Origin of the sequence: Nocardiopsis salina YIM 90010 (genome assembly GCF_000341025.1) — a bacterium.
GTDB classification, from domain to species: Bacteria; Actinomycetota; Actinomycetes; order Streptosporangiales; family Streptosporangiaceae; genus Nocardiopsis; species Nocardiopsis salina.
Genome location: NZ_ANBF01000216.1, coordinates 1 through 3496, shown reverse-complemented (window position 1 = coordinate 3496; position 3496 = coordinate 1). Strand labels below are relative to the sequence as shown.

Here is a 3496-nt window from a genome sequence, read left to right as displayed (position 1 = left end):
CCCCCCGGGGTCCCCCCCCCCGTCCACTACCATGAGGAACACGCGACCGACAGGGATCAAGTGGGCGATTTCGACTGTTTTCTGCGAAATGTAACCATTCCGTAGTCCGCCATTGGATCGGTCGGGTCCCGCGCGCGGGGCATCATTTCTGACGTGACGGATGCAGGCGCCCACGGTGGCGTTGCCGCGAAGCGGCCAGGAGCGCACGGGGCCGGAGAAGCCTCGGCGCCCGACCAGGGCCTGAATCACCTGGGAACACGCGCTGTTGCGGGTGAGGACGGGGCCATGGACTCCCTCCTCAGGGAGGTCCGCCCGATGGTGGTCCGCTACTGTCGTGCCAGACTGGCCCGGGTCTCCGGACTCGCCCACCACTCCGACGACGTGGCGCAAGAGGTCTGCGTCGCCCTGCTCTCGGCGCTGCCCCGGTACGAGGACAGAGGCCGCCCCTTCGCCTCCTTCGTCTACGGGATCGCGGCCCACAAGGTCGCCGACACCCTCCGTGTGGCGGGCCGAGTGGAGACGGTGCCCACCGACACGCTCCCCGAACGCGCGGACGACGGTCCCGGCCCGGAGGAGGCGGCGGTCCGGGTCATCGAGGCCCAGAGGGCCAGAGAACTACTCGACGAGCTCCCCGACCAGCAGCGAAGACTGCTCGTCATGAGGGTGATCGTCGGTCTGACAGCGGATGAGACGGGACATGTCCTTGGGATGTCGGCAGGAGCGGTACGGGTTGCCCAGCACAGGGCTATTGCTCGGCTTCGGAAGGTGGCCGTGGCGCAACGCCTCCTCCCTTGAGCCGCCCCGCCGCACACGCTCCCGGCGCGTCTGTCCCTCCCGCCCCACCGGCCCCCGCGGTTATTGCCGACTCGGCCGCACCGCCCCCGTCCGCCGCTGACGCCTCTCCACCGACCTCACGTAGTGAACCGGAGGCCGAGGGTGACTCGTGTGTCCGTACAGTGCCTGCGCACGCACGCTCCCTGGAGTGATCGGTCGAACATCCGGTTTCACCTGGGGAGTACCGGTGAACGTCCTAGGATGAGACGACACGCGGGGCTGCCGCCGAGTGAACGCCGGATAGCGGAGGTTGTGTCATGGTCCAGGAGTACAGCGACTACGGGGACAAGCTGCTCCCTCCGGGGCTGACATACGACGACGTACTCCTCGTGCCCGGTTACTCGGACCTCCAGCCCGGGGACGTCGACACCACCACGCAGCTCTCCCGCAACATCCAGCTCCGCATCCCGCTGCTGTCGGCCGCCATGGACACCGTCACCGAGGCGCGCATGGCCGTGGCCATGGCCCGCCAGGGCGGCGCCGGCGTGCTCCACCGCAACCTCTCCGCCGAGGAACAGGCCGACCAGATCGACCTCGTCAAGCGCTCCGAGGCCGGCATGGTCACCGACCCGGTCACGTGCCAGCCCGAGGACACCCTCGCCGAGGTGGAGCGCCTGTGCGCCCACTACCGCATCTCCGGCGTCCCGGTCACCGACGGCGCGGGCGCGCTCGTCGGCATCGTCACCAACCGCGACATGCGTTTCGAGGACGACCGCTCCCGCACGGTGCGCGACGTCATGACCACCGAGGGCCTCATCACCGCCCCGGTCGGCGTCTCCCGTGAGCAGGCCTTCGAGCTGCTGCGCAGGTACAAGGTCGAGAAGCTCCCACTCGTGGACGACCGCAACCGGCTGCGCGGCCTCATCACCGTCAAGGACTTCATCAAGAGCGAGCAGTTCCCCGACGCCACCAAGGACGCCGACGGCCGTTTGGTCGTCGGCGGCGCCGTCGGTGTGGGGGCCGAGGCCGAGGAGCGCGCCAAACTCCTGGTCGAGGCAGGCGTCGACTTCGTCGTCGTCGACACCGCGCACGGCCACTCCACCGGCCTGGCCGACATGATCGCCAAGCTCAAGGCCAACTCCCGCGCCGACGTCGTGGCCGGCAACGTCGCCTCGCGTGCCGGAGCCCAGCTCCTCGTCGACGCCGGGGCCGACGCAGTAAAGGTGGGTGTGGGCCCCGGCTCCATCTGCACCACCCGAGTGGTCGCCGGTGTCGGCGCCCCGCAGCTCACCGCGATCCTCGAGTCCTCCCGCGCCTGCGGCCCCGCACGGGTCCCGCTCATCGCCGACGGCGGCCTGCAGTACTCCGGTGAGATCGCCAAGGCGCTCGTTGCAGGTGCGAGCACGGTGATGCTCGGCAGCCTCCTCGCCGGTGTCGAAGAGAGCCCGGGCGAGCTGATCTTCATCAACGGCAAGCAGTACAAGGCCTACCGGGGCATGGGCTCGCTCGGTGCCATGCGCGGACGCTCCTTCTCCAAGGACCGCTACGCGCAGGCCGAGGTCTCCACCGAGGACAAGCTCATCCCCGAGGGCATCGAGGGCCAGGTGCCCTACCGCGGCCAGCTCTCCGCCGTCGCCCACCAGCTCACCGGGGGGCTGCACCAGTCCATGTGGTACGCGGGGACCCGCACGATCCCGGAGCTGACCGAGCGCGGCCAGTTGATGCGCATCACCAGCGCGGGCCTGCGCGAGAGCCACCCGCACGACATCAAGATGACCGTCGAGGCGCCCAACTACAACGCGCGTTAGGTGTACCGGCCACGGGGCCCGGTGACAGCTCTGCTGATCGCAGAGGTCGAGCACACCTCGGCCCGCAGCTGCTCCAGGGCAGGCGCCCGTCCCGGGCAACGGGGCGGGCGCCTGTTGCTGCGCGAGGCCGGGACCGACCGTTCCCTTCCCCCGGACCGATAGACTCGCCTGCGCAATCCTGCGCCGGCCCCGAGGGCCGGCGACACACGTCAGAGGGGATCGAAGCGTTGGCTCAGGTGGAGATCGGGCTGGGCAAGAACGGGCGCCGGGCCTACGAGCTCGACGAGATCGGGATCGTGCCCGCCCGACGGACGCGTGACCCGGAAGAGGTGTCGATCGCGTGGCAGATCGACGCCTACCGGTTCGAGACGCCGCTGGTCGTCAGCCCCATGGACAGTGTCGCCTCGCCCGAGACGGTGGTCTCCGTCGGCCGCCAGGGCGGTCTGGGTGTGCTGGACCTCGAGGGTCTCTGGACCCGCTACGAGGACCCCGAGCCGCTGCTCCAGGAGATCCGCGAGCTCGACGAGGAGGCCGCCACCAAGCGCCTCCAGGAGATCTACGCGGCACCGATCCAGGAGGACCTCATCGGCCGCAGGATCGAGGAGATCCGCAGCACCGGCCTGATCACCGCGGCCCGCCTGTCGCCGCAGCGCACCGCCCAGTACCACCGTGCGGTCGTCGACGCCGGCGTGGACATCTTCGTGATCCGCGGCACGACGGTCTCGGCCGAGCACGTGTCCGGCCGCGCCGAGCCGCTCAACCTCAAGCAGTTCATCTACGATCTGGACGTGCCGGTCGTGGTCGGCGGCTGCGCGACCTACACCGCTGCCCTGCACCTGATGCGCACCGGTGCCGCGGGGGTGCTCGTGGGCTTCGGCGGCGGGTCGGGCCACACCACGCGCTCCGTGCTCGGC

The 3496-nt window shown here is 70.1% G+C and carries 4 protein-coding genes; all 4 read left to right on the top strand.

What is annotated here, in order from left to right; genetic code table 11:
- The first annotated feature begins 240 nt into the window (after window positions 1-240).
- A complete protein-coding gene (locus D474_RS0124155; RefSeq protein WP_026118763.1) occupies window positions 241-795 on the top strand; it encodes a sigma-70 family RNA polymerase sigma factor in 555 nt (184 codons plus the stop codon).
- Window positions 796-1091: 296 nt separating this feature from the next.
- The gene (gene guaB, locus D474_RS0124150; RefSeq protein WP_017616059.1) at window positions 1092-2582 is read left to right on the top strand and encodes an IMP dehydrogenase; all 1491 of its coding nucleotides are present in this window, start codon (window positions 1092-1094) and stop codon (window positions 2580-2582) included.
- A 21-nt stretch (window positions 2583-2603) separates the two neighbouring features.
- Entirely contained in the window at window positions 2604-2744 is a 141-nt protein-coding gene (locus D474_RS32435) for a hypothetical protein (protein ID WP_161628707.1), read from the top strand.
- A gap of 74 nt (window positions 2745-2818) precedes the next feature.
- Window positions 2819-3496 (top strand): GuaB3 family IMP dehydrogenase-related protein (locus D474_RS0124145; RefSeq protein WP_017616058.1); only part of this gene is annotated, 678 nt, incomplete at its 3' end.